This is a genomic window from Mesorhizobium sp. M8A.F.Ca.ET.218.01.1.1, from assembly GCF_004791165.1.
Classification (GTDB): Bacteria; Pseudomonadota; Alphaproteobacteria; order Rhizobiales; family Rhizobiaceae; genus Mesorhizobium.
On the sequence record NZ_SRUZ01000001.1, the window covers coordinates 1,169,175 to 1,193,998 of the forward strand.

General features: G+C 64.4%; 19 protein-coding genes. 10 read left to right on the forward strand and 9 right to left on the reverse strand.

Annotation, left to right across the window (positions count from 1 at the left end; translation table 11 throughout):
* The first annotated feature begins 122 nt into the window (after positions 1-122).
* The 5 genes from EN861_RS05665 (at position 123) to EN861_RS05685 (ending at position 5,991) form a co-directional block, all read left to right on the forward strand.
* Positions 123-1,571, forward strand: a complete 1,449-nt coding sequence (locus EN861_RS05665; protein WP_135862814.1) for an APC family permease — start codon at positions 123-125, stop codon at positions 1,569-1,571.
* Between the two features lie 59 nt (positions 1,572-1,630).
* Positions 1,631-3,118, forward strand: a complete 1,488-nt coding sequence (locus EN861_RS05670; protein WP_135862816.1) for an aldehyde dehydrogenase — start codon at positions 1,631-1,633, stop codon at positions 3,116-3,118.
* Between the two features lie 207 nt (positions 3,119-3,325).
* Complete coding sequence (locus EN861_RS05675) at positions 3,326-4,180, forward strand: MetQ/NlpA family lipoprotein (protein WP_127275369.1); 855 nt, start codon at positions 3,326-3,328, stop codon at positions 4,178-4,180.
* Positions 4,181-4,265: 85 nt separating this feature from the next.
* The gene (locus tag EN861_RS05680; protein WP_127275368.1) at positions 4,266-5,354 is read left to right on the forward strand and encodes a methionine ABC transporter ATP-binding protein; all 1,089 of its coding nucleotides are present in this window, start codon (positions 4,266-4,268) and stop codon (positions 5,352-5,354) included.
* Entirely contained in the window at positions 5,335-5,991 is a 657-nt protein-coding gene (locus EN861_RS05685; RefSeq protein ID WP_127871143.1) for a methionine ABC transporter permease, read from the forward strand. The genes EN861_RS05680 and EN861_RS05685 overlap by 20 nt, the downstream gene beginning before the upstream one ends.
* Before the next feature lie 275 nt (positions 5,992-6,266).
* Here the strand turns inward: EN861_RS05685 and EN861_RS05695 are convergent, their stop codons facing one another.
* The 3 genes from EN861_RS05695 to EN861_RS05705 form a co-directional block, all read right to left on the reverse strand.
* Positions 6,267-7,382, reverse strand: a complete 1,116-nt coding sequence (locus EN861_RS05695; RefSeq protein WP_127275366.1) for an aminomethyltransferase family protein — start codon at positions 7,380-7,382, stop codon at positions 6,267-6,269.
* A gap of 185 nt (positions 7,383-7,567) precedes the next feature.
* Complete coding sequence (locus EN861_RS05700) at positions 7,568-9,265, reverse strand: hydantoinase B/oxoprolinase family protein (RefSeq protein ID WP_127275365.1); 1,698 nt, start codon at positions 9,263-9,265, stop codon at positions 7,568-7,570.
* Positions 9,266-9,401: 136 nt separating this feature from the next.
* Positions 9,402-11,486 carry a hydantoinase/oxoprolinase family protein gene (locus tag EN861_RS05705; RefSeq protein WP_127275364.1) on the reverse strand — a complete coding sequence of 695 codons (2,085 nt, stop codon included), beginning with the start codon at positions 11,484-11,486 and terminating at the stop codon, positions 9,402-9,404.
* Positions 11,487-11,706: 220 nt separating this feature from the next.
* On the opposite strand from EN861_RS05705, the gene EN861_RS05710 reads away from it, so the two are divergent.
* The 5 genes from EN861_RS05710 (at position 11,707) to EN861_RS05730 (ending at position 18,192) form a co-directional block, all read left to right on the forward strand.
* Entirely contained in the window at positions 11,707-12,534 is an 828-nt protein-coding gene (locus EN861_RS05710; protein WP_127275363.1) for a ferredoxin--NADP reductase, read from the forward strand.
* Between the two features lie 211 nt (positions 12,535-12,745).
* The gene (gene deoC, locus EN861_RS05715; protein ID WP_127275362.1) at positions 12,746-13,792 is read left to right on the forward strand and encodes a deoxyribose-phosphate aldolase; all 1,047 of its coding nucleotides are present in this window, start codon (positions 12,746-12,748) and stop codon (positions 13,790-13,792) included.
* A gap of 66 nt (positions 13,793-13,858) precedes the next feature.
* Entirely contained in the window at positions 13,859-16,231 is a 2,373-nt protein-coding gene (locus EN861_RS05720) for an aldehyde dehydrogenase family protein (RefSeq protein WP_135862819.1), read from the forward strand.
* Positions 16,232-16,404: 173 nt separating this feature from the next.
* The gene (locus EN861_RS05725; RefSeq protein WP_127871138.1) at positions 16,405-17,136 is read left to right on the forward strand and encodes an SDR family oxidoreductase; all 732 of its coding nucleotides are present in this window, start codon (positions 16,405-16,407) and stop codon (positions 17,134-17,136) included.
* A gap of 210 nt (positions 17,137-17,346) precedes the next feature.
* On the forward strand, positions 17,347-18,192 hold the full coding sequence (locus EN861_RS05730) for a fumarylacetoacetate hydrolase family protein (RefSeq protein WP_127275359.1): 846 nt from the start codon (positions 17,347-17,349) through the stop codon (positions 18,190-18,192).
* Positions 18,193-18,359: 167 nt separating this feature from the next.
* Here the strand turns inward: EN861_RS05730 and EN861_RS05735 are convergent, their stop codons facing one another.
* From EN861_RS05735 to EN861_RS05760, 6 genes are all read right to left on the reverse strand, one after another.
* Entirely contained in the window at positions 18,360-19,358 is a 999-nt protein-coding gene (locus EN861_RS05735) for an ABC transporter ATP-binding protein (protein WP_135862821.1), read from the reverse strand.
* A 15-nt stretch (positions 19,359-19,373) separates the two neighbouring features.
* Positions 19,374-20,435 carry a Gfo/Idh/MocA family oxidoreductase gene (locus tag EN861_RS05740; protein ID WP_135862823.1) on the reverse strand — a complete coding sequence of 354 codons (1,062 nt, stop codon included), beginning with the start codon at positions 20,433-20,435 and terminating at the stop codon, positions 19,374-19,376.
* On the reverse strand, positions 20,432-21,271 hold the full coding sequence (locus EN861_RS05745; RefSeq protein WP_127871135.1) for a carbohydrate ABC transporter permease: 840 nt from the start codon (positions 21,269-21,271) through the stop codon (positions 20,432-20,434). The genes EN861_RS05740 and EN861_RS05745 overlap by 4 nt, the downstream gene beginning before the upstream one ends.
* A gap of 10 nt (positions 21,272-21,281) precedes the next feature.
* Positions 21,282-22,211, reverse strand: a complete 930-nt coding sequence (locus tag EN861_RS05750) for a sugar ABC transporter permease (protein ID WP_127275355.1) — start codon at positions 22,209-22,211, stop codon at positions 21,282-21,284.
* 234 nt (positions 22,212-22,445) lie between these two features.
* On the reverse strand, positions 22,446-23,705 hold the full coding sequence (locus EN861_RS05755; RefSeq protein WP_135862825.1) for an ABC transporter substrate-binding protein: 1,260 nt from the start codon (positions 23,703-23,705) through the stop codon (positions 22,446-22,448).
* Positions 23,706-23,707: 2 nt separating this feature from the next.
* Positions 23,708-24,667, reverse strand: a complete 960-nt coding sequence (locus tag EN861_RS05760; protein WP_127871133.1) for an N-acetylmuramic acid 6-phosphate etherase — start codon at positions 24,665-24,667, stop codon at positions 23,708-23,710.
* Positions 24,668-24,824: the final 157 nt, after the last annotated feature.

The following is a 24,824-nucleotide window of genomic DNA, read 5'->3' on the forward strand; positions in this document are numbered from 1 at the left end:
GCAAGCCGCTTTGTTTGCAAGTCTATATTCAAAATAACGGTTCAAATAATGAACCACATCCAGAGCGTATGGGACAGGCCATTCGGCCGGCAAGCCAACCGGTTTGCAAACAGGAGGGACCAATGTCAGCAGTTTCGGAAGCGGCGCCGGCCAACAGGCTGCGCAAGAACAGTCTCGGCGTCGGCGCCATCACCTTCATGGTGATCTCGGCCGCCGCCCCGCTCACGGCGGTCGCCGGCGGCACGCCGCTCGGCATGCTGATGGGCAACGGCGCCGGCTTTGCCGGCACCTATCTGATCGTCACGGTGCTGCTGCTTCTGTTCGCGGTCGGCTATGTCGCCATGTCGCGCCATGTTGGCAACGCCGGCGCCTTCTATGCCTATGCCGCGCGCGGCCTGGGCGGCCTTGCCGGCGGCGCCACGGCGCTGATCGCCATCCTGTCCTACAATGCCATGCAGATCGGCGTCATGGGCCTGCTAGGCGCCGCGACCTCCGGGCTGTTCGCCAGCTGGGGCATCAACCTTCCCTGGTGGGTGTGGAGTTTCATCGCCATCGCCATCGTCGCCGTGCTCGGTTACCGCCAGGTCGACCTGTCGGCCAAGATCCTGACGGTGCTGGTGCTGTGCGAATATGCCGTGGTGCTGATCCTCGACCTGGTGATCCTCAGGACCGGCGGCGACAGCGGCCTCTCGGCGGCCCCTTTCAGCTGGAGCCAGATCACCTCTGGCGCGCCGGCGATCGCCATCCTGTTCTGTTTCGCCGCCTTCATTGGCTTCGAGGCGACGACGATCTACGCCGAGGAAGCCCGTGATCCCAAGGTCACCATTCCGCGCGCCACCTACTTCTCGGTGCTGCTGATCGGCGTCTTCTACATGGTCACCGCCTGGCTGATGGCGGTGGGCGCCGGCGTCGACAAATTGCTGCCGGCGCTGCAGGGCCTGCAGGATCCGACCACCTTCCTGTTCGGCCTCTCCGACCGCTATGCCGGAACGCTGCTCACGCACGCGATGAGCATCCTGTTCGTGTCGAGCCTGTTTGCCGGCGTGCTGGCGTTCCACAATGCGGTTGCCCGCTACATCTATGTCTCCGGCCGCGAGAAGCTGTTGCCGCAGTCGATCGGCGTGACGCATTCGGCGCACCAGAGCCCGCATGTCGCTTCGGTGATCCAGAGCGTGCTGGCGGCTGTCGTCGTCGGGCTGTTCGCCGTGCTCGGGCTCGATCCGGTGCTGGCGCTGTTCTCGTGGCTGACCAATGTCGCGACGCTCGGCGTCATCGTCATGATGGCGGTCGCCTCGCTCGCCGTGGTGATGTACTTCCGCGCCAACCCGTCGGCCCAGGAGAACGCGCTCAAGACCACGATCCTGCCCGGGCTGACCTTCATCGCCTTCGTCGTCATCATCTACCTGATCGTCATCAATTTCGGCAGCCTGTCGGGGGCCGGCGGCTTCCTCGGTGCGTTCCTGCCGGGACTGGTGCTGATCGCCGGCGTGGTGGGCCTGCTGCTGGCAGGCGCGTTGAAGAGCCGCGATCCGGTGGCCTTCGACAATCTCGGCGTACCGCTCAAGGATTGAGCGAGATATCAGGGCGGCGTATCACGCCGCCCCGCAGACCCTCCTGAAGTGAGAATATAATGATCAGTCAAAGTGCCATCGACACACTGCGCAAGGCGGAGATCGGCGCGCGCGGCCTGTTCATCGATGGCGCCCAAGCGGAGGCGGCAAGCGGCGCGAGCCTGCTGGTGATTTCGCCGATCGACGGCCGGCCTTTCGCCAGCATCGCCGACGGCAATCCAGCCGACATCGACCGCGCCGTGCGCTCGGCACGCAAGGCGTTCGGCACGGGTTCATGGTCGCGCGCTGCCCCCGCTTTCCGCAAGAAGGTGCTGACCAGGCTCGCCGAGCTGATCGAAAGACACGTCGACGAGCTGGCCGTGCTCGGCGTGCGCGACAACGGCACCGAGATCGGCATGGCCTACAAGGCCGAGCCGCTGTCGGCGGCCGGCACCATCCGCTACTACGCCGAGGCGATCGACAAGGTCTATGGCGAGATCGCGCCGACCGCCGACAACGTGCTCGGGCTGATCCACAAGGAGCCGCTCGGCGTCGTCGGCGTCATCGTTCCCTGGAACTTCCCGCTGATGATCGGCGCCTGGAAGATCGCGCCGGCGCTGGCCGCCGGCAATTGCGTGGTGGTCAAGCCGCCGGAGATCGCCTCGCTGACGCTGCTGCGGCTGGCCGAACTGGCTGCCGAAGCCGGGCTGCCCGCCGGCGTGCTCAATGTCGTGACCGGCCGGGGCGCGGTCACCGGCGAGGCGCTTGGCCTGCATGGGGATGTCGACGCCATCGCCTTCACCGGCTCGGGACCGGTCGGTCGCCGCCTACTCGAATACTCCGCCCGTTCCAATCTGAAGCGTATTTTCCTCGAACTCGGCGGCAAGTCGCCCAACATCGTCTTCGCCGACGCGCCGGACCTGAAACAGGCGGCTGTCGTCTCGGCCAACGGCATCTTCCGCAATTCCGGCCAGGTCTGCGTCGCCGGCTCACGGCTGCTTGTCCAGGCCTCCGTCTATGACCGTTTCATGGACGAACTGCTCTCGGCGACCACAAGGCTGAAGGTCGGCGATCCGCTCGATCTCGCAAGCGATGTCGGCGCGGTGTCGAGCGCGGAGCAGCTGGCCAAGAATCTTGGTTTCGTCGCCAAGGCCACTGAAGAAGGCGCGAGGCTGGTCACCGGCGGCGAACGGATCCTGGCCGAGACCGGCGGCAGCTATATGGCGCCGACGATCTTCGAGAACGTGACGCAGGACATGCAGCTTGCCCGCGAAGAGGTGTTCGGGCCGGTGCTCGGTGTGATGCGCTTCGAGACCGAGGAGGAAGCGGTGCGGCTCGCCAACTCGACGGTCTACGGGCTCGCCTCGGCGGTGTGGACATCAAATCTTGCCACCGCGCATCGCATGGTGCGCGCCATCAACGCCGGCGTCGTCCACGTCAACACCTATGGCGGCGCCGACGTCACCGTGCCGCTCGGCGGCGTCAAGCAATCCGGCTTCGGCCGCGACAAGTCGCTGCACGCGCTGGAGAAGTATCTCGAACTGAAGACGGCATGGATTGCCCTTTGAGGAGCCGCCGGGTTCGCTGAGGACCTCACCGCTTCTCGACGCCCGCAGTCTTTTACTCCCTTCTTCAAAATTTTTGAGAGAATATTCCCGGCTTCAAGGAGAATGGCGAAAGGCGTTCTTTGATAAAATCGATAGAATTTCTGACGATGTGAACAAGGCTAGGCAATCCGCCTTGCTGCCATGACTTCACAACCGCAGAGATCAATCATGTCCGACCTCAACAACACTTTGTCCTCTTCCCCAAGGTCAACCCTGAACCGCCGCAGCGGCTTGGCTCTGCTGTTCGCATCGGCCGTCGCGATAGGCGCCCTGATGGCGCCGCATGCCTCCTTCGCCGAGGACAAGAAGGCGATCAAGGTCGGCATCATCAGCGGCGAGGACGAGGATGTCTGGCGCGTCGTGGTCGCTCAAGCCGCCGAGAAGGGCCTGAGCATCGAGACGGTGGTGTTCAACGACTATACCCAGCCCAACGAGGCGCTCGAACGCGGCGAGATCGACGCCAACGCCTTCCAGCACCAGCCCTATCTCGACAACCAGATCAAGACGCAGGGCTACCATATCGTGCGCGTCGGCTATACCGGCGTCTGGCCGATCGGCCTGTATTCCAAGAAGTACAAAGCGGTCGCCGACTTGCCCCAGGGTGCTGTCATCGGCGTGCCCAACGACCCGTCCAATGAAGGCCGGGCGCTGCGCGTGCTGCAGAATGAGGGCGTGATCAAGCTGAAGGACGGCACCGGCATCCTGGCCACCACCGCCGACATCGCCGAAAACCCCAAGAAGGTCGAGATCAAGGAACTCGACGCCGGCATCGTCGGCCGCTCGGTCGAGGACCTCGACGCAGCCGTGGTCAACACCGACTGGGCGCTGAAAAGCGGCTTGACACCGGAAAACCGCATCGCCCAGGAGCCGATCGCAGACAATCCGTACCGCAACTTCATTGCGGTCAAGGTCGGCAACGAGAACGAGGCCTGGGTGAAGACGCTGGTGGCGTCCTACCAGAACGAGGCGGTCAAAGCCGAGTTCGACAAGGTCTACAAGGGCACCGGCCTCAGCGCCTATTGAGCAATCCGGGCACGAAAGTGTCTGCTTTGACAAGAAAAGCGGTCCGCGCAACGCGCGGGCCGCAATCCTGTTTCGGGATCCGCGTATGAACCAGCATGTGACCGCAGCCATCGAGAACACGAACGACGCCGATGCACCGGCGCGGGACGTGGTGCGTCTTGTCGAGCTGAAGCGCCGCTTCGGCGCGACGGCGGCGCTCGACGGCATTTCCCTGACGGTGCGCAAGGGGGAGATCCTCGGCATCATCGGCCGCAGCGGCGCCGGCAAATCGACGCTGATCCGCTGCCTCAACGGGTTGGAGCGGCCCGATTCCGGCGAGGTGTTCATCGAGGGCCGCGAAATCAGCCGGCTCGGCGAGCGCGACCTGCAGCCGCTGCGGCGGCGCATCGGCATGATCTTCCAGCATTTCAACCTGCTGTCGGCCAAGACGGTCGAGGACAATGTGGCGCTGCCGCTGAAGATCGAGGGCCGGCCAAAGGCCGAGCGGCTGAATCGGGCGGCGGAACTGCTCGATCTCGTCGGCCTGTCGGAGAAAGCGAAAGCCTATCCGGCGTCGCTGTCGGGCGGCCAGAAGCAGCGCGTCGGCATCGCCCGGGCGCTGGCCGCGCGGCCGGCGCTGCTTCTGTCGGACGAAGCGACGTCAGCACTCGACCCGGAGACAACGCGGTCCATCCTCGCCTTGCTCAAGGACATCAACCGGCAACTTGGCCTGACCATCCTGCTGATCACCCACGAGATGGAGGTGATCCGCTCGATCGCCGACCGGGTGGCGGTGATCGACGCCGGACGCATCGTCGAGGAAGGGCCAGTCTGGTCTGTGTTCGCCGATCCACGGTCCGAGATCACAAGACGCCTGCTCGGCGCGATCCGGCCGCAACTGCCGCCGGAGCTGGCGGCGCGGCTGCTGCTCGCGGGTGGTACCGAAACGATCTTGCGCGTCGACGTTGCGGGCGAGCCTGCGCGCGGGCCGCTGCTGTCCGACCTTGCGAGAACCGTGCCCGGTGCCTTCCGGCTCGTCCATGGCGGCATCGACCATATCCAGCGAGAGCCGGTGGGGACGCTGTTCCTCTCCATCCCTGGCGGCGATGCGGGTCATCTCGCCGAGGTGATCGCTTTTCTAAAATCCCGCCAGGCGCGGGTGGAGGTGCTTGGCCATGTCGCCGATCCTGTTTGAGCTTCTGCTGCGGTCGATCTGGGAGACGGTGCTGATGACGGCCGCCTCCGGCCTAATCTCGCTGGTGTTCGGCCTGCCGCTCGGCCTGGCGCTGATCGCCACCGAACGCGGCGGCATTGCCGAAAGCCCGTGGGTGAATCGCGTGCTCGGCGCCGTCATCAACGGCTTCCGCTCGGTGCCGTTCATCATCCTTCTGGTGGCGCTGATCCCGGTGACGCGGCTGATCGTCGGCACTTCGATCGGCACCTGGGCGGCCATCGTGCCGCTGTCGATCGCCGCCACGCCCTACTATGCGCGGATTGCCGAAGTGTCGTTGCGCGAGGTCGACCACGGGCTGATCGAGGCCGCCCGCGCCATGGGCGGCAACCGCTGGACGATCATCCGCGAGGTGCTGGTGCCCGAGGCCCTGCCCGGCATCGTCGCCGGCTTCACGGTGACGCTGGTGACGCTGGTCGGCGCCTCCGCGATGGCCGGCGCCATCGGCGCCGGCGGCCTCGGCGACCTCGCCATCCGCTATGGCTATCAGCGGTTTGAAACCTCGGTGATGGTGGCGGTGGTGATCGTGCTGATCATCCTGGTCTGCGGCATCCAGTGGGTGGGCGATCGGCTGGTGGCGCGGCTCGACCGGCGAGGGTGAGGCGACTGATATTCAGGTTCGGCCGAACCTTCTGACTAAACAATCTTAGCGTTGGCGCCGCCCCTCACTGTGCTGCCGGACATCTCTCCCCGTAGAACGGGGAGAGAGAAGCTGGCCGTGACGCCGGCGCCCCTCTTGCAACGGCGATGATTGGCGAAATCGGCGACGGAGCGCCCCTCTCCCCGTCACTATACGGGGAGAGGATGCCGGCAGGCAGGTGAGGGGCAGCGCGGAGGATTGGCCGCTATGGCGCTGTGGGACGCGCACACACCAGGTTAGCCCCTCAACCTCGCCCCCTCCGGATCGAAGAACGGCATCGGCGCCACCACAGCGCGCACGGGCTGGCCGTCGACGGCGATGCTGAGCTCCGTTCCAACAGCCGTGAACGGCAACCGCAGATGCGCGGTGGCCAGCACCTTGCCGAGGGAATAGCCATGGTCGCTATAGGTGACCACGCCCACATCCTCGCCGTCGGCCAGCACCCTGGCATCGGTCGCGGCCGGCTTGTCGCCGTCGAGGATCAGGCCGGTCCAGCGCTCGTCGAGGCCCTTGTCGCGGATCTTGAGCAGCGCCTCGCGGCCGACGAAATCGTCCTTGTCGAACTTGATCCAGCGGTCGAGGCCGACATGGAACGGCGTGCGGCTCTCGTCCATGTCGATGCCATGCGCCGGATAGGCCTTTTCCAGGCCGAGCGTGAACATGGCCAGCACGCCATAGGGTTTCAGGCCGAAATCCCGGCCAGCCTTCATCAGCGCGTCCCAGACGGAGGCCGCCTCGTCCGCAGGCACGAACAGTTCGAAGCCGAGTTCACCGGTGACGCCGGTGCGGGAAATCATAACCTTTGTTTCGCCGATGCGGCCCGAGGTGAACGCCCAGCGCTTCAGGCCATCGAGATCGGCCTCCACGACCAGCGCCTTCAGGAGTTCGCGCGAACGCGGGCCCTGGATCGTGGGGAAAGCGACCGCCGCGGTGATGTCGGTCACATAGGCCTTGCGGCCCTCAGCATGATGCTGGAGCCAGGGCAGCATCTTCAGCCGGTTGACCGAGCCGGTCACCAGCATGAAATGCTCCGGCGCCAGCCGGAACACGGTGAGGTCGTCCATGATGCCGCCGTCCTCGCGGCAGACGGTGGAGTACCGGACATTGCCCGGTTTCATCGCCGCGGCGTCGTTGACGATGACATGGTTGACCAGCGCCTCGGCGTCCGGACCCTTGATGTCCATCTTGCCCATGGTGCTGAGGTCCTGCACGCCGACATTGGCGCGTGTGTTCAGGTGCTCGTCGGCAATGCCGGAATAGTATCTGGCCGAGATGAAATCGCCGCCGACCCGGCCCATGGTCGCGCCCAGCCCGACGATGCTGCTGTAGAAAGGGGAACGCCGCTCAGCCAAGATAGTCAAGCAGCGCCGGTGGCGATGGTGAGGGCGACGGAAGCGGCAAGCACGAAACGACCGAAAAGACGCATGTTCGGGATCTCCGTTGACTGGACAAATCTACGGGCTTTCATGCGGTCGGCGGTGACGGAAACGACACGTCATGCGGCGATCACGGCGCGGGGCGGCTCATCCGAGTCTGGTCAGCTTGCTTGTGCCTCGGTCCCGAACAGATCCTTGGCTTGCTCGGCTGTATAGTAGCCAAGCTGGACATCCCGAGCGACCAGTTTCGGGTCGCGCTCACGCGGATCGCCATAGCCGCCGCCGCCCGGCGTGCCGACGCGCACGCGGTCGCCGGCCTTGAGCGGGATGTCCTGCTCCTTGGAGAGGTGTGGCGGTATGTGTTCTTCGCCATCGCGGAAGACGGTCACGCTGTTGGGCTGGCCATCCTCCCCGCCAAGCGCGCCTTGCGGACCAAAACGGCCGTGATCCATGACGAAGGAGGCGCGCGCCTCGCCGCGCAGGATTTCGACCTCGTAGGCGAGGCCAAAACCGCCGCGATGCTTGCCGGCGCCACCCGATCCTTCGCGCAAGGCATAGTGCCGGTAGAGCACGGGAAAAGCCTGCTCCATGATCTCGACCGGCGGCGATTTCGAAATGCCGATGGTCGAGCAGCCATTGGTGAGGCCGTCATGGGCCGAATTGCCGCCATAGCCGCCGCCGGAGATCTGGTACATGACATAGTCGCGGCCGCGCGCCGGGTCGCTGCCCCCGAGCGCGAAATTGCCGCTGGAGCCGGCGGGAGCCGCCGTCACCTTGTCGGGCAGCGCCTGCACCATGGCGGCGAACACCGCCTCGGCGATGCGCTGCGAGACCTCGGCGGCGCAACCCGAGACCGGGCGCGGATACTTTGCGTCCAGGAAGGTGCCTTCCGGCCGCTTGACCTCGAGTGGCTCGAAGGCGCCGGCGCTGATCGGCACATCCGGGAAGATATGGCGCATGGCGAGATAGACCGACGACAAGGTCGTCGCCAGCACGCTGTTCATCGGCCCGGCGCAGGGCTTTGATGAGCCCGTGAAATCGAAGGTCAGCGCATCGCCCTTTTTCTCCACGGCGAGCGCGATGGTCAGCGGTTCGTTGACCACCCCGTCGGAATCGACGAAGGCCTTGGAGCGATAGGTGCCGTCGGGAATGGCGGATATGTTGGCGCGCATCTGCTCGGCGGCGCGTCGGCGCAGTTCGGCGATCGCCTTGGTAACCGTTTCATCTCCGTAACGATCCAGGATCCCGTTGAGCCTATCCTGGCCGATCAGCAGCGCGGCGGCCTGCGCCCTGATGTCGCCGATGCGCTGGTCGGCAACCCGGATGTTGGAGCAGATGATGGCGTAGATCTCTGGATCGAGCACGCCCTTCTTGAACAGCTTTACCGGCGGCAGCCGCAGGCCTTCCTGCTCGACGGCGGTCGCGGAAGCCGAGAACCCGCCCGGCACTGAGCCGCCAATGTCGGGCCAATGGCCGGTGTTGGACAACCAGCAGAAGATTTTTCCAGCGCGGTAGACAGGCATGACGAAGCGCACATCCATCAGATGCGTGCCGCCGAGATAGGGGTCGTTGACGATGTAGATGTCGCCCGGCTCCGGCGCCAGGCAGCGGCCGTCGGCGATCATCTCGATGACCGTTTTGGTCGAGTATTGCATGACGCCGACGAACACCGGCAGGCCCTGGCTGCCTTGGGCGATCAGCGAGCCATCGACGGCCGAATAGATGCCGTCCGAGCGATCATTGGCCTCGGCGATGACGGGCGAGAAGGCGGCGCGGGAAAAGGTCAGGTCCATCTCGTCGCAGACCTGCTGCAAGGCGGCCTGGAGAACCGAAAGCGTGATGGCGTCGAGACCGGTCATTGCTCAGTAATCCTCATGGCAGGGGCCGGACATGGAAGGCCTGAGACGTCGCGCCGCCCCTCATCGCCCGGCAGGGCGATGAGGGGCAGCGCGAGGCCGACTGTAAAAGGACAGAAACTAACAGACGAATTTCCCATCATTCCTTGCCCACATCGATGATGATGTTGCCGTCGGCGTCGCAGCGCGCGCGGTCGCCGGGTTCGAGCACGGTGGTGGCGTCCATCTGTTCGAGGATCGCCGGCCCTTCGATGATCGCATCGAGCGGCAGCTTTTCCCTGATGTACACCGGCGTGTCGTGCCAGCGTCCGCCATACCAGACCGGCCGGATTTCGCGCCGCGCCTCTTCCAGCGTCTTTGCCCGCCCGGCCGGGTCGATCAGGCGTGACAAGTCGATCGCCGGGCGCATCCCGGTGACCGAGGTGTTGAGGTTGACGAGGTTGGCGCGGATTTCGGGCAGCTCGACCTTGAAGCGAGCGAAATAGGCTTTCTCGAACAGGCCCTGCAATGCAGCTCGCGTTACCGAGGAGGACGGCAACGGCACGTTGATGATGTGGGTCTGGCCGACGAACTGCATGTCCGCGGAGTGGGTGACGCGGATCGTTGCCGGCTTCACCGCTTCCTTGGCGATCAGTTCCTCGCCTTCGTTCCGGTGCCGTTCCAATACTTGGTGGAGCCGGCTTTCATCAAGCAGGGCCACTGGCTGGTTGATGGTGTTGACGAAGTCGTGGCGCAGATCGGCGACGACGCAGCCAAGCGCATTGGTGATGCCGGGACGTGCCGGCACCAGCACTTTGGGCAGGCCGAGTTCGCGGGCGAGCGCCGTCGCATGCAGCGGCCCGGCGCCGCCGAAGGCGAACAGCGCGAAATCGCGGGGATCGTGGCCGCGCGATACGGATACCATGCGGATGGCGCCGGCCATCTTCATATTGCCGAGCCTGAGCACCGCGCCAGCCGCTTCGACGCCGGAGAGGCCGGTCGACTTGCCGATCCGGTCCTCGAAAATGCCGGTCACGCGCTCCGCTGTGACCGGATTGTCGACGGCCAGCAATTTCTTCGGCGCCAGCCGGCCGAGCACCAGGTTGGCGTCGGTGATGGTCGGCTCGGTGCCGCCGCGCCCGTAGCAGATTGGGCCGGGATTGGCGCCCGCGCTTTCCGGGCCGATCTGGATCAGTCCGGCCGCATCGACGCGGGCGATCGAACCGCCGCCGGCGCCGACCGTATGCACCGCCACCATCGGGACATGGATCGGCATGGCGTATTCGATCTCGATCTCGTTCGAGACCGCCGGCTCGGCGTTGCGGATCAGCGCCACGTCGGTCGAAGTGCCGCCCATGTCGTAGGTGACGAGGTTTTCGAAGCCGGCGCGCTTGCCCGTATAGGCGGCGGCGATGACGCCGGAGGCGGGGCCTGACATCACGGTCTTTGCCGATTCACGTGTGACGAAGCGGGCCGATATCATGCCGCCATTGCCGTTCATGATCAGGAAGTCTCGGGCATAGCCCTTGTCGGCCAATTCCTTGCGCAGCCGCTCGACATAGCGCTCCAGGATCGGCTGCACCGAGGCATTGACCGAGGCGGTTACCCCGCGCTCGAATTCGCGTGCCTCCGATAGCAGCGCGTGGCCGGTGGTGATGTAGCCGTTCGGCCAGAATTCGGCGGCGATTTCGGCGGCGCGCCGTTCATGTGACGGGTTGGCGTAGGAATGCAGGAAGTGGATGACGAGGGATTCGCAACCGGCGCCGATCAGCGCCTGTACGGCATCGCGCATTTCTGCCTCGTCGAGCGGCGTTCGGATGGCGCCTGATGCCTCGACGCGTTCGGACACCTCCAGCCGCAAATTGCGCGGGATGACCGGAACGAAGGTGCCCGTCATGCCATAGGGCTGCGGCCGCGTACGCCGGCCAAGCTCGATCACGTCGCGAAAACCGCGCGTGGTGATCATGCCGGTTCTGGCCAGCCGGCGCTCCAGCACCGCGTTGGTGGTGGTGGTCGTGCCATGCACGATGAGATCGATGCCGTCGACCGGAAAGCCGGTGGCGCCAAGCGCCGAAACCACGCCAAAGGCCTGGTTGTCGACCGTAGTCGGGGTCTTGGCCAGATACACCTTGCCGCCGTCCTTGCCGTCGATCAGGAGCAGGTCGGTGAAGGTTCCGCCGACATCGATGCCGGCGACGACGCTGCCCAGGGAATCCGGCGGCTGCACCGAAAAATTCTCTTTCATTGTCGAAACCCGAAATGCTGGGACTACGGATATGCCGCAGTTTGGAAAGGTGTTTTACGGCGGCATCTTGACGCAAATATCGTTTGTATACTAATAAATTCTCGACACAAGAGCTTACCGCCTCGCAGTGTGTGCAAGGCACGCCGGAACCTGAATGGTTCGGGCGCGCACGGGAAAGTTTGGCGCCCGCGTCTGTAATTGGGCGAGAAGGTTGGAATTGATGAACACCACGCCCGCGTTCAATACCGCTGAAGCCCGCCCGCTGCAGTTTCCGATTCCGGCCAATGTCTATGCCGAAACCGTCGTCTCGGTGAAGCACTATACCGACCGGCTGTTCTCGTTCCGCATCACCCGTCCGCAGTCGCTGCGCTTCCGCTCGGGCGAGTTCGTGATGATCGGCCTGCCCAATGCCGAGAAGCCGGTGTACCGCGCTTACTCCGTCGCCAGCCCGGCCTGGGACGAAGAGCTGGAATTCTTCTCGATCAAGGTGCCGGACGGCCCGCTGACCTCGGAACTGCAGAAGATCCAGGTCGGCGACACGGTCATCATGCGCCAGAAGTCGACCGGCACGCTGGTCGTCGACGCGCTGACCCCGGCCAAGCGCCTGTTCATGATTTCGACCGGCACCGGCATCGCGCCCTTCGCCAGCCTGCTGCGCGACCCCGACACCTACGAGAAGTTCGACCAGCTCATCCTGACCCATACCTGCCGCGACAATGCCGAGCTGATCTATGGCCAGGAACTGGTGGCGGCACTGGAAAGCGACCCGCTGATCGGCGAGCTGACCGCCGGCCGCGTCACGCTCTACAATTCGACGACACGCGAAGAGTCGGCGCGCATGGGCCGCATCACCGCGCTGATCGGTTCGGGCAAGTTTTACAGCGATCTCGGCATCGAGAAGCTCAATCCGGAAACCGACCGCATCATGATCTGCGGCTCGATGCATATGCTGAAGGACGTCAAGGAGCTGGCCGAAAGCCTCGGCTTCCAGGAAGGTTCGCTCAGCCACCCCTCGAGTTTCGTCGTCGAACGCGCCTTCGTCGGCTGAGGCCCGCGGGTCTCCCAGAAACCTTGTTTTGACCTTCCGGTCAAAAATCAGCTGCTTTCGCGGCCTTTTTCAGCTATCCCTCGCTTGAGGACTCGTGAAGCACGGCTTCGCGGGCTATCTTCGTGCGTGTCGCCCAAAAGTGTCGAACGGCTTTGGGAGAACGATGCGCACCAAGACATCAAGCGCACGCCGCTGAATGAAAGGGCAGGAGATGAGCAGCACAATCCGCGAAGCCGATCTTGGCACCAAGGTGACGCCGCTGCCGGCACGCGCCGCCGCCAACACGCCGGTGCCGCTGGATCATCACATCGCGCGCAATCCCGGCCTGAAACTCGATCTCGGTTTTCTGGAATCGGTGCGCAGCGTCAACCGCTCGGCGCTGGAGCGCCGCGTCGTCAGCCTGACCAAGCGGCGCTCGATCAAGGCCGACAACCAGGCCGCCTGGCTGCTGCGGGCGATCGCCTGCATGGACCTGACGACACTGAACTCCAACGACACCGAGGAGCGCGTGCGCCGGCTCTGCGCCAAGGCGATCAACCCGCTGCGCCGCGACATCATGGAAGGCCTCGGCATTGCGGGCGAAACCATCCGGCCGGCCGCCGTCTGCGTCTATCATCCCTTCGTTGCCACGGCCGTTGACGCCGTGCGCGGCACCGGCATCCATGTCGCCGCCGTCTCCACCGCCTTCCCGCACGGCCTGGCGCCGCTGTCGACCCGCCTGCAGGAAATCGAGGCCTCGGTGAAGGACGGCGCCGACGAGATCGACGTCGTCATTCCGCGCGGCCTGGTGTTCGGGGCCAAGTGGCGCGAGCTCTACAACGAAATCGTCTCTATGCGTGCCGCATGCGGGGACGCGCATCTGAAGGTCATCCTCGGCACCGGTGACCTCGCCACGCTGCGCAATGTCATGCTGGCCTCAATGGTGGCGATGATGGCGGGCGCCGATTTCATCAAGACCTCGACCGGCAAGGAAAGCGTCAACGCCACGCTGCCCGTCGGGCTTGCCATGGTGCGTGCCATCAGGGCCTATTTCGAGGAAACCGGCTATCTCATCGGTTTCAAGCCGGCCGGCGGCATTTCCACCGCGAAAGTGTCGCTCGACTGGCTGGTGCTGATGAAGGAAGAGCTCGGCCGGCCATGGCTGGAGCCCGAGCTGTTCCGCTTCGGCGCGTCGAGCCTGCTCACCGACATCGAGCGGCAGCTCGAGCATCATCTGACCGGGCATTATTCGGCCAATCACCGCCACGCGATGGCGTAAGGCGAGCGAGGCCTTGAACGTGGAGCCCTACGGCGCCCCCCTGACAATTATCTGGAGCCCCGCCTGATGAACATTCTCGAACGCTATCACGCCATGGAATACGGCCCGGCGCCGGAGGCGCGCAATGAAGCTGATGCCTGGCTCGCGGCGCGCGATTTCGGCAAGGCGCTGTTCATCGGCGGCGATTGGAAGGCGGCGAGCGGCGGCAAGACTTTCGAGACCAGCGAACCGTCTTCCGGCAAGTTGCTGGCCAAGATTTCGGACGCCAACGCCGCCGACATCGACGCGGCCGTCGCGGCGGCCACGAAAGCGCTGCCGAAATGGAGCGCCAGTTCGGGCTACCAGCGCGCGAAGGTGCTCTACGCCATCGGCCGCGCCATGCAGCGCCACCAGCGGCTGTTCGCGGTGCTTGAGACAATCGACAATGGCAAGCCGATCCGCGAGAGCCGCGATATCGACGTGCCGCTGGCCATCCGCCATTTCATCCATCACGCCGGCTGGGCACAGGCGCTGGACAGGGATTTCCCTGGCCACAAGGGTGTCGGCGTCGTCGGCCAGATCATCCCGTGGAATTTCCCGCTGCTGATGCTGGCCTGGAAGATCGCGCCCGCACTCGCGGCGGGCTGCACGGTGGTGCTGAAGCCGGCCGAATTCACGCCGCTCACATCAATCCTGTTCGCCGAAATCTGCGAACGCGCCGGCGTGCCGAAGGGCGTCGTCAACATCGTCCAGGGCGGCCCGGAAGCAGGCGCGGCGATCGTCAACCATCCCGGCATCCAGAAGATCGCCTTCACCGGCTCGTCCGAGGTCGGCAAGATCATCCGCAAGGCCACCGCCGGCTCGGGCAAGAAACTGTCCCTTGAGCTTGGCGGCAAATCGGCCTTCATCGTCTTCGAGGACGCCGATCTCGACAGCGCCGTCGAAGGCCTCGTCGACGGCATCTGGTTCAACCAGGGCCAGGTCTGCTGCGCCGGTTCGCGCCTCTTGGTACAGGAAGGCATCGCCGACGCCTTGATCGCCAAGGTCAAGACGCGAATGAGCCGGTTGCGAGTCGGCAGCCCACTCGACAAGAACACCGATATCGGCCCGCTGGTCGACCTCACCCAGCTCGACCGCGTCAAGGGACTGATCGCCGAGGGTGCCCGGCAGGGCGCCGTCTGCTGGCAGCCGGATGCAACGCTGCCGTCTTCCGGCTACTATCATCTGCCGACGCTGGCAACGAGTGTTTCGCCGGCTAATATCCTGGCGCAGGAGGAAGTGTTCGGGCCTGTGCTTGCCACCATGACCTTCCGCAACACCGAGGAAGCGATCGAGATCGCCAACAACACACGCTACGGGCTCGCTGCCTCGGTGTGGAGCGAGAACGTCAATCTCGCGCTCCATGTGGCGCCTCAGCTGAAGGCCGGCGTGGTATGGGTTAACGGCACCAACATGTTCGACGCCGCCTGCGGCTTCGGCGGCTACCGCGAGAGCGGCTTCGGCCGCGAGGGCGGGCGCGAGGGCATGTTCGAATATCTATCGGCAAAATTGCCGCTCGGTTCGGTCATCAAGCCGGCGGCGTCGTCCGCTCGGCCCGTCGAGCAGGCCGACGGCGACGCCATCGACCGCACGGCAAAGCTGTTCATCGGCGGCAAGCAGGTGCGGCCGGACGGCAATTATTCGCTTGGTATCGCCACCGCCAAGGGCAAGCTCGCCGGCGAAGTCGGGCTCGGCAGCCGCAAGGATATCCGTGACGCCGTTTCAGCCGCGCGCGCCTGCAAGGCCTGGCCGGAGGCAACCGCCTATAACAGGTCCCAGGTGCTCTATTACCTGGCCGAGAACCTTTCCGGCCGTGCCAGCGAGTTTGCCGCCCGCCTCACCGAACTGACCGGGGCCAACGCCAAGGCGGCGCGGGACGAGGTCGAACAGTCGATTGAGCGGCTGTTCCTCTACGCCGGCCTCGCCGACAAGTTCGAGGGCCGGGTGCACCAGCCGCCGGCGCGTGCCGTGACGCTGGCGTTGCATGAGCCGGTCGGCGTCGTCGGCATCGTCGCGCCCGACAATCAGCCCTTGCTCGGCTTCATCTCGCTGGTCGCGCCGGCGCTGGCCATGGGCAACACGGTGGTGGCCGTGCCGTCGGAACGCCACCCGCTGCTGGCCACCGATCTCTATCAGGTCATCGAATATTCCGACGTGCCCGCCGGCGCCATCAACATCGTTACCGGCCGCACGGCGGAGCTTGCAGGCGTGCTGGCCAAGCATGACGACGTCGACGGGCTCTGGCTGTTTGCCGACGCCGACACCTGCGCCAAGGCGGAAGCCGACTCCGTCGGCAACCTCAAGCGCGTCTGGAGCGGCAATGGCCGCAGCCTCGACTGGGCCTCGGAAGAAGCCGCCGGTGACGCCTTGCTGCGCCGCGCCATCGAGGTGAAGAATGTCTGGGTGCCTTACGGCGACTGATGTTCGCACTTGGTGATCGCGTTCGGGCTTGACGCCCGGACGCATGTTCTTTAACGAGAAAAAACATCTTTATCAGTGAACTGGCACAGGCCGCACGATCGCGCCTGACTGGCACATGACGCCTTCGCCGGTCGCCGATAAAGGCAATTGACCCAAGCAGGCGAGGAAAAGATATGGCGGATCTGGCAGGCAAGGTCGTTGTCATCACGGCGGCGGCGCAAGGCATCGGCAAGGCAAGCGCGCTGGCCTTCGCCAAGGCCGGCGCCACCGTCCATGCCACCGACATCAACGAGACGCTGCTGGCGGAACTCGCCAAGACCTCCGGCATCAAGACCCGCAAGGTCGATGTCCTCAATGACGAGGCGGTCAACTCGGCCTTCGCCGAGATCGGCCGTGTCGACGTGCTGTTCAACTGCGCCGGTTTCGTCCATTCCGGCTCGATCCTCGAGATGAAGGATGGCGACCTCGATTTCGCGCTCAACCTCAACGTTCGCGCCATGGTCCGCACCATCCGCGCCGTGTTGCCGGGCATGCTGGAGCGCGGCGACGGATCGATCATCAACATGGCCTCGCTGGCGAGCTCGACCAAGGGTGTACCGAACCGCTTCGTCTATGGCCTGAGCAAAGCCGCGGTCATCGGCCTGACCAAGGCGGTCGCGGCCGACTATGTCGGCAAGGGCATACGCTGCAACGCCATCTGCCCCGGCACGGTCGAGAGCCCTTCGCTGGAGGACCGAATGCACGCGCAGGGCGACTACGAAGCCGCGCGTGCCGCCTTCATCGCCCGCCAGCCGATGGGCCGGCTCGGCACGCCGGAAGAGATTGCCGATCTCGCCGTCTACCTGGGCGGCGCCACCTACACATCGGGGCAGGCCTACAATATCGACGGCGGCTGGTCGATCTGAGCGCTGCCCGGAGACAATCGCGGGCACCGGGCGATCGGGTTTGGCGAAGGATCGGGAAGTCTGAAAATCCCGCTCGCCGGCTGTCAAAACAGGCTGCCTGCGCTTGTCGTGAAGCAGGCCGGTGGCTAGGGTCCGCCCGGTTCCGAAAGGGCTGATGCCTCGGCGGAGAGTTTGTAGAACGGCCGCGAGGCCGCAATCAGGAGAAGATGCATGAAACTGCTGCGCTATGGCGAGGTGGGAAGCGAACGTCCCGGCCTGCTCGATGCGGATGGAACGATCCGCGATCTCTCCGCCCATGTCGCCGATATCGCCGGCACCACGCTTCATCCGGCCTCGCTCGACATGCTGTCGAAGCTCGATGCGAAGTCGCTGCCGGCGGTTTCCGGCAAGCCTCGGCTCGGCGCCTGCGTGGCCGGCACCGGCAAGTTCATCTGCATCGGCCTCAACTATTCCGACCACGCCGCCGAAACCGGCGCCACCGTGCCGCCGGAGCCGATCATCTTCATGAAGGCAAGCTCGGCCATTGTCGGCCCCGACGATGACGTGCTGATCCCGCGCGGCTCGGAGAAGACCGACTGGGAAGTCGAGCTCGGCGTGGTCATCGGCAAGACCGCGAAGTATGTCAGCGAAGCCGATGCGCTCGACTACGTCGCCGGTTACTGCGTCTCCCATGACGTGTCCGAACGCGCTTTCCAGGCCGAGCGCCAGGGCCAGTGGACCAAGGGCAAGAGCTGCGACACGTTCGGTCCGACCGGCCCGTGGCTGGTGACCAAGGACGAAGTATCCGACCCGCAGAACCTCAAAATGTGGCTGACCGTCAACGGCAAGACGATGCAGAACGGTTCGACCAAGACCATGGTCTACGGCGTCGCCTATCTCGTCTCCTACCTCAGCCAGTTCATGTCGCTGCACCCCGGCGACATTATTTCGACGGGCACCCCGCCCGGCGTCGGTCTCGGCATGAAGCCGCCGGTGTTCTTGAAGGCCGGCGATGTGGTGGAGTTGGGGATCGAGGGCCTGGGGCAGCAGAAGCAGACGTTTAGGGCTGACGTTTAAGTCAGCGATCCTTGCGAAGCTTGCGCCGCCCCTCATCCGCCTGCCGGCACCTTCTCCCCGTATAGCGACGGGGAGAAGGGAAGCGCTCCAGCGTTGGCGACCCCCTCTCCCCGTTCTTCACGGGGAGAGGGTAAGGGTGAGGGGCAGCGCCGACCTACGCTGAAACACTACTTCAGCACTTTCCCATCAGCGCCAAACCGATAGGTCCTCGTCGGATCAGGCGTCGCATAAAGCGTGGCGCCGGGTTCCGCGTCGTAGACGCCGAAAATCCGCACGGTGATCAGCCCGGCCTTCTCGCAGTCGAGATAGAGATTGGTGTCGGCGCCGAGATGCTCGGCATGGACGACCGTGCCCTTCCAGGCGCCGGATTTCGGATCGACGGTCAGATGCTCCGGCCGCACGCCGATGGTCTTGGCTGTCTCGCCGAGGCGGGCGCCGTCGACGAAATTCATCTTGGGCGAGCCGATGAAGCCGGCGACGAACTCGTTTGCCGGCGAATTGTAGAGCTCCATCGGGCCGCCGATCTGCTCGATTTTTCCCGCGTTGAGCACGACGATCTTGTCAGCCAGCGTCATCGCCTCGACCTGGTCGTGGGTGACGTAGATCATCGTCGCCTTGAGGCGGCGGTGCAACTGCGCGATTTCCAGCCGCGTGTTGACGCGCAACGCGGCATCGAGGTTCGACAGCGGCTCGTCGAACAGGAACAGTTTCGGCTCGCGCACCACGGCGCGGCCGATGGCGACGCGCTGGCGCTGGCCGCCGGAGAGCTCCGCCGGCCGCCTTTCCAGGTACGGTTCCAGCGACAGCATGGACGAGGCGATGCCGATGCGGCGGTCGATCTCCGCCGCGGGGGTGTTCGCCTGCTTGAGGCCGAGGCCCATATTGTTTTTCACCGTCAGATGCGGATAGAGCGCATAGGTCTGGAACACCATGGCGATGCCGCGTTTCGCCGGCGGCGTGACGGAGACGTCCTCGCCATCGATCAGCACCCGGCCCGAGGTCGAATCCTCCAGCCCGGCGATGACCCGGAGCAAGGTCGACTTGCCGCAACCCGAAGGGCCGACAAAGACGACGAACTCGCCATCCGTCACTTCGAGATCGATGCCCTTCAGCACCTCGACCGGCCCAAAGGCCTTTTTCACATTCTCGATATTTAGCGAGCCCACGGCTTCTTCCTGTCGTTAGAGTTTGACGGCTGCGCCGCTGCGAACGCTCTCGTCGGCGGCAAGGCAGACGGCGAGCGACCGCACCGCATCGTCCATGTGGCGGGTCAGGTCCAGGTCCTCGCGGATTGCCTTGAGGACAAAAGCCTGTTCGAGATCACACAAGTCCTGATGGCCGGGTTCGCCTTCCATGGACAGCATCTCGTCCGGCTTTAGGAACTTGCCGTCCGTGCCGGTCGCCGCACTGTGCAGGCGGATGGTCGAGGTTTTGGTGTGGGTGTCGATGTCGTCGGACTTCACGCCCTCCTTCATGACGATCGACACGCAGCCCTTGGGCGAGATGACGTCCTTCACGAAGAAGGCGGTTTCCGAAATCATCGGGCCCCAGCCGGCCTCGTACCAGCCGACCGAACCGTCATCGAAGAGCACCTGCAGATGGCCGTAATTGTACATGATGGGCGCCACCTCGTCGGTCAGCCGCACGCCCATGCCGCGCACTTCGACTGGTCTCGCGTCGGTGATCTGCAGCATGACGTCGAGATAGTGCACGCCGCAATCGACGATCGGCGAGGTCGTCTGCATCAACTGCTTGTGCGTCTCCCAGGTGTGGCCCGAGGATTGCTGGTTGAGGTTCATGCGGAAGACGTAGGGGCCGCCCAACTTGCGCGCCTCGGCGATCAGCCGCACCCAGGAGGGGTGATGGCGCAGGATATAACCGATCACCAGTTTTTTGCCATTGGCCTTGGCGGCGGCGACCACGCGTTTGGCGTCGGCGACCGTCGTTGCCAGCGGCTTTTCGACGAAGACGTGGCAGCCGGACTCGAACGCCTTCACCGCATAGTCGGCATGGCTGTCGGAATAGGTGGCGATGCAGGCGACATCGGGCCTTTCGTCGCGCAGCACCTCGTCGAAGGAGCGCCGGATGCCGTAGGCGGCCAGCCCGCCCGGCAGCGGCACGTCGGAACGGTTGATCAGGGCGGCGATCTCAAAGCCTGGATTGGTGTGATAGGCCAGCGCGTGACTGCGCCCCATATTGCCGAGCCCGGCGACGACGACACGAAGGGGTCTTTCTGAACTCACTTGACGGCTCCGGAAGTAATGCCGCGGATCAGCTGCCGCGAGAAAATGACGTAGAGGATCAGCACCGGCAGGATCGCCAGCGAGAGTGCCGCCAGGATGGCGTTCCAGTTGGTGACGAACTGGCCGAGGAAAAGCTGGGCGCCGAGCGTCACCGTCTTGGTCTCTTCGGACGGCGCCAGGATCAGCGGGAACCACAGGTCGTTCCAGATCGGGATCATGGTGAAGACGGCGACGGTCGCCATGGACGGCCGCACCAGCGGCACCACCAGGCGGAAGAAGATGGTGTACTCCGACAGGCCGTCGATGCGGCCGGCATTCTTCAGATCGTCGGACACCTGCTTCATGAATTCGGACAGGATGAAGACGGCCAGCGGCAGGCCCTGCGCGGTGTAGACCAGGATCAGCGCCGTCAGCGTGTTGACCAGCCCGCTCGCCACCATCAGCTGCAGGATGGCGACAGTGGCGAGCCGGATCGGGATCATGATGCCGAGCGCCAGGTAAAGCCCCATCAGCGTGTTGCCGCGAAAGCGGTATTCCGACAGCGCGAACGCCGCCATGGCGCCGAACAGCAGCACGAAGAACAGCGAGCCGACGGTGACGACGAGACTGTTCTGGAAATAATGGATGAAATCGCCCTGGCCGATCACCGTGGTGTAGCCGATCATATCGAAGGTTTTCGGCGTCGGCGGCGTCAGCGGCGCGCCGAAGATGCCGGCGCGCGACTTGAACGAATTCATGATGACCAGAACCACCGGGAAAAGCGCGATCACCGTGTAGGTCAAGAGGATCGCGTGGGCGCCGATGGTGCGGGGGAGTGAACGGGTGGCGATGCTCATCTCTTGCCCCTCAGAACTGGTAGCGACGCAGGCGCGTCTGGATGAGGAAGAGGTAGACGCAGACACCGCCGAGGATGATCAGGAACATGATCGTGGCGATGGTCGCGCCCATGTTGGGATCGCCGACCTGCAGCTGGAAGCCGAAGAAGGCGCGGTAGAGGAAGGTGCCGAGAATATCGGTCGAATAGTTCGGCCCGGCGAGCGCGCCTTGCGCCGTGTAGATCAGGTCGAAGGCGTTGAAATTGCCGACGAAGGTGAGGATCGAAATGATGCCGATCGACGGCAGGATCAGCGGCAGCTTGATCTTCCAGAACTGCGACAGTCCGGTGATGCCATCGCATTCAGCCGCCTCGATCACCTCGTCGGGGATCGACAGCAGGGCGGCATAGATCAGCATCATCGGGATGCCGATGAACTGCCATACCGACACCAGGCTGAGCGCGGTCAGCGCGTATTGCTCCTTGCCGAGCCACGGCGTGAACAGGCTTTTCAGGCCGACGAAATCGAGCAGATGCGGCGCCACGCCCCACAGCGGCGACAGGATCAGCTTCCAGGCGAAGCCGACGATGACGAAGGACAGAATGGTCGGCACGAAGATCGCCGTGCGGTAGAAGGCCGAGAACCGAAGCTTCGGGCTGGACAGGAGGGCGGCCAAAAGCACGCCGACCGGGTTCTGCACCAGCATGTGGATGATGAAGAACCAGACATTGTTCCTGAGCGCATTCCAGAAATTGACCGACCAGTTGGGGTCGCCGAACAGGGTGCGGAAATTGTCCAGGCCGACGAAGACCTGGGACTGGTCAACGTTGCGGAACAGCGAGAGCTGCAGCGTGCCGGCCAGCGGCAGGATCATGATCGCCGTATAGACGAGCACCGCCGGCGCCAGGAAGACGGCGATATGCCAGCGGAACGGTCTTTTCGGTCGTGTTTGTGCGGCCATGAGTTCGGTCCCCGCCGTCTCTCGGTTCAGACGATATGATGCTAGATGACGCCTCGATGCACGGCCGAATGTTCTTGCCGGTGAGGCAACAACAAAGCCTGCGACTGGTCAGCCAGCCTTCCCCAACAAGAGCAAGGGTAAGGCCGAGAGGCGATGCCGACAATCGCTATCTGAACTGCCAGGTAGTCCGGAACCGGCCGGGCATGCGCCCAGCCGGCTCCGTTGCCTGAGCTCTTACTTCGCCGGATGATACCAGCTGTCGAGACCGGTCTGCAGCTTCTTGGCCGCGGCTTCGGGCGTATCGGTGCCGTTGATGACGTTGGCCGATTCAACCCAGGTCTCGTTTTCGAGATTCGGCGTGCCGCGCGACAGGATCTGGTAGGTCGAGCGGATCGTCGACTTGCACTTGCCGCGCCAGGAGACGAATTCCTGCGCCAGCGGGTCTTCCATCTTCACCGGCGAGGAGTTCAGGCTGAAGAAGCCCGGCAGCGCGTTGGCATAGATGGTGGCGAAATCAGGCGAAGCCACCCAGGACAGGAAGGTCTTGGCCGCGTCGGCGTGCTTGGAGGCTGCGTTCAGGCCCATGCCGATGTCGGTATGGTCCGAGATGTAGCAGGTGTCGCCGGCCTTCTCGACCGGCGGCGGGAAGGCGCCCATCTTGAACTGGGCCTGCGTGTTGAACAGGCCGATTTCCCACGAGCCGGCCGGGTAGATGGCGGCGCGGCCGAGCGTGAACAGGTTCTGGCTGTCCGGATAGGTCTGAGCCTCGAAGCCGTCGCCCAGATAAGGCTTCCACTTGGCCAGTTCCTCATAGGGAGCGACCCAGTCCTTGTCGGTCAGCTTCTGATCGCCCTTGATCAGTGCCGCGCGGCCGTCCTCGCCCTTCCAGTAGTTGGGGCCGATGTTCTGGTAGCCCATGGTCGCGGCTTCCCAGAGGTCCTTGGTGCCCATCGCCATCGGGATGTAGGTGCCGTCGGCCTTGATCTTGTCGAGCGCGGCGAAGAATTCGTCGCGGGTCTGCGGCACCTTGATGCCGAGTTTGTCGAAGGCGTCCTTGTTGTAGATGAAGCCATGGATGACGGAGGCCATCGGTACGCAGAAGCTCGCCTTGCCGTCATCGGTCTGCCAAGCGGACTTGGCGACGGGCGAGAAGTTTTCCATGCCGGGCAGCGCCGAGAGATCGGCAAGGTTGCCCTTCTTGAACAGTTCGAGCGACTTGTCGAACGGGCGGCAGGTGATCAGGTCGCCCGCCGAACCGGCAGCGAGCTTGGCGCCGAGCGCGGCATCATATTCCGTCGGAGCCGATGGTGCGAACACCACCTTGATGCCGGGGTTCTTGGCTTCGAAGGCCGGGATCAGCTTGTCCTTCCAGATGGCGAGGTCGTCGCCGCGCCAGCTTTCGATGTTGAGCGTTACGTCCTCGGCGTGAGCCAGCCCGGCCGAGCCGAGAATGCTTGTGCCCAGAAGCAGTGCCGTCAGTAGTTTCGTTGTCATGCTCAGTCTCCCTGTTGACCTTTTTCAGGTTCCGTTTTGATGAGAACAGAGGCGTTGCGCCCCTTGCTCCCCTCGATTGCTGAAAGCGCCGGCCGCAGCTTCTGGCCGGTCCCTTCCAACAGTTTCTCGGCCGCGTCGGCGCTGTCGGCGCCGGCGGCAAGCAAAATGGCGGTCTTGACCGCGCCGCCGCTCTTTTCGAGCAGGCTGGCGGCCTCTTCCTGGCCGCGGCCGCTGACGGCGGCGACGATGCGCGCCGCCCGGTCGCGCAGCTTCATGTTGTCGGCCATGAGGTTGACCATGTAGCCGTCATGAACATGACCAAGATGAATGGCGGTCAGCGTCGACAGCATGTTGAGCGCGATCTTCTGCGCCGTGCCGGCACCCATGCGGGTCGAGCCGGCAATGACTTCCGGCGGGGTTTCGAGCAGGATGGCGGTGTCGGCCTGCCGCAGCAGAGCCGAACCCCTGTTGTTGGCAATGCCGATGGTGACGGCACCCCGTCGCCGCGCATCCTCGATGGCGCGCACCGCGTAGGGGGTCGTGCCGCTGGCGGAAAGTGCGATCAGGCAATCGCCCGCGCCGATGCCGGCATTGGCGACCGCGGTCGAGGCCTCCTCCGTATCATCCTCGGGCCCGCCGGCCAGTGTCTTGAATGCTTCGTCGCCGCCGGCGATCAGGATGGCAATGCGGTCGCGCTGGATGCCGAACGTGCCCGGCAGTTCCAGCGCGTCGGCCAGCGCCATCAGGCCGGAGCTGCCGGCCGCGGCGTAGGCAAGCTTGCCGCCGCTGCTCAGGCAGCCGGCAATGATCTCGGCTGCCCTGGCGATGGAAGGAATGGCGTTGCGGACCGCTTTCGCGGCCTCGACCTGCGCATCGGCCAGCGAGCCGAGGATCGCTTCGGGCGCCTGGATATCCAGCCCCTCGGCATTCCCATGCAGCGCTTCGGTGCGCATTTCGGCCATCCCAGTTCCTCCAATCCACAAAACAATACCAAAAAAATACCACTTGTCCACACACATTAACGAATTCGCGGACAGGGAATCGCTGAGCCGACGAATTACGCAAGTTTTTCAATAAAATACGGCTTAATCTTTTTGAAACGGAAATTAACTCTTGGCT

Bases quoted from the DNA above. Each gene is read 5' to 3' on its own strand.
- EN861_RS05710 (WP_127275363.1), top strand. From the start codon at position 11,707: ATGAACACCACGCCCGCGTTCAATACCGCTGAAGCCCGCCCGCTGCAG.
- deoC (WP_127275362.1), top strand. From the start codon at position 12,746: ATGAGCAGCACAATCCGCGAAGCCGATCTTGGCACCAAGGTGACGCCG.
- EN861_RS05730 (WP_127275359.1), top strand. From the start codon at position 17,347: ATGAAACTGCTGCGCTATGGCGAGGTGGGAAGCGAACGTCCCGGCCTG.
- EN861_RS05680 (WP_127275368.1), top strand. From the start codon at position 4,266: ATGAACCAGCATGTGACCGCAGCCATCGAGAACACGAACGACGCCGAT.
- EN861_RS05725 (WP_127871138.1), top strand. From the start codon at position 16,405: ATGGCGGATCTGGCAGGCAAGGTCGTTGTCATCACGGCGGCGGCGCAA.
- EN861_RS05670 (WP_135862816.1), top strand. From the start codon at position 1,631: ATGATCAGTCAAAGTGCCATCGACACACTGCGCAAGGCGGAGATCGGC.
- EN861_RS05755 (WP_135862825.1), bottom strand. From the start codon at position 23,705: ATGACAACGAAACTACTGACGGCACTGCTTCTGGGCACAAGCATTCTC.
- EN861_RS05720 (WP_135862819.1), top strand. From the start codon at position 13,859: ATGAACATTCTCGAACGCTATCACGCCATGGAATACGGCCCGGCGCCG.
- EN861_RS05700 (WP_127275365.1), bottom strand. From the start codon at position 9,265: ATGACCGGTCTCGACGCCATCACGCTTTCGGTTCTCCAGGCCGCCTTG.
- EN861_RS05685 (WP_127871143.1), top strand. From the start codon at position 5,335: ATGTCGCCGATCCTGTTTGAGCTTCTGCTGCGGTCGATCTGGGAGACG.
- EN861_RS05705 (WP_127275364.1), bottom strand. From the start codon at position 11,486: ATGAAAGAGAATTTTTCGGTGCAGCCGCCGGATTCCCTGGGCAGCGTC.
- EN861_RS05665 (WP_135862814.1), top strand. From the start codon at position 123: ATGTCAGCAGTTTCGGAAGCGGCGCCGGCCAACAGGCTGCGCAAGAAC.
- EN861_RS05675 (WP_127275369.1), top strand. From the start codon at position 3,326: ATGTCCGACCTCAACAACACTTTGTCCTCTTCCCCAAGGTCAACCCTG.
- EN861_RS05760 (WP_127871133.1), bottom strand. From the start codon at position 24,667: ATGGCCGAAATGCGCACCGAAGCGCTGCATGGGAATGCCGAGGGGCTG.
- EN861_RS05745 (WP_127871135.1), bottom strand. From the start codon at position 21,271: ATGAGCATCGCCACCCGTTCACTCCCCCGCACCATCGGCGCCCACGCG.
- EN861_RS05750 (WP_127275355.1), bottom strand. From the start codon at position 22,211: ATGGCCGCACAAACACGACCGAAAAGACCGTTCCGCTGGCATATCGCC.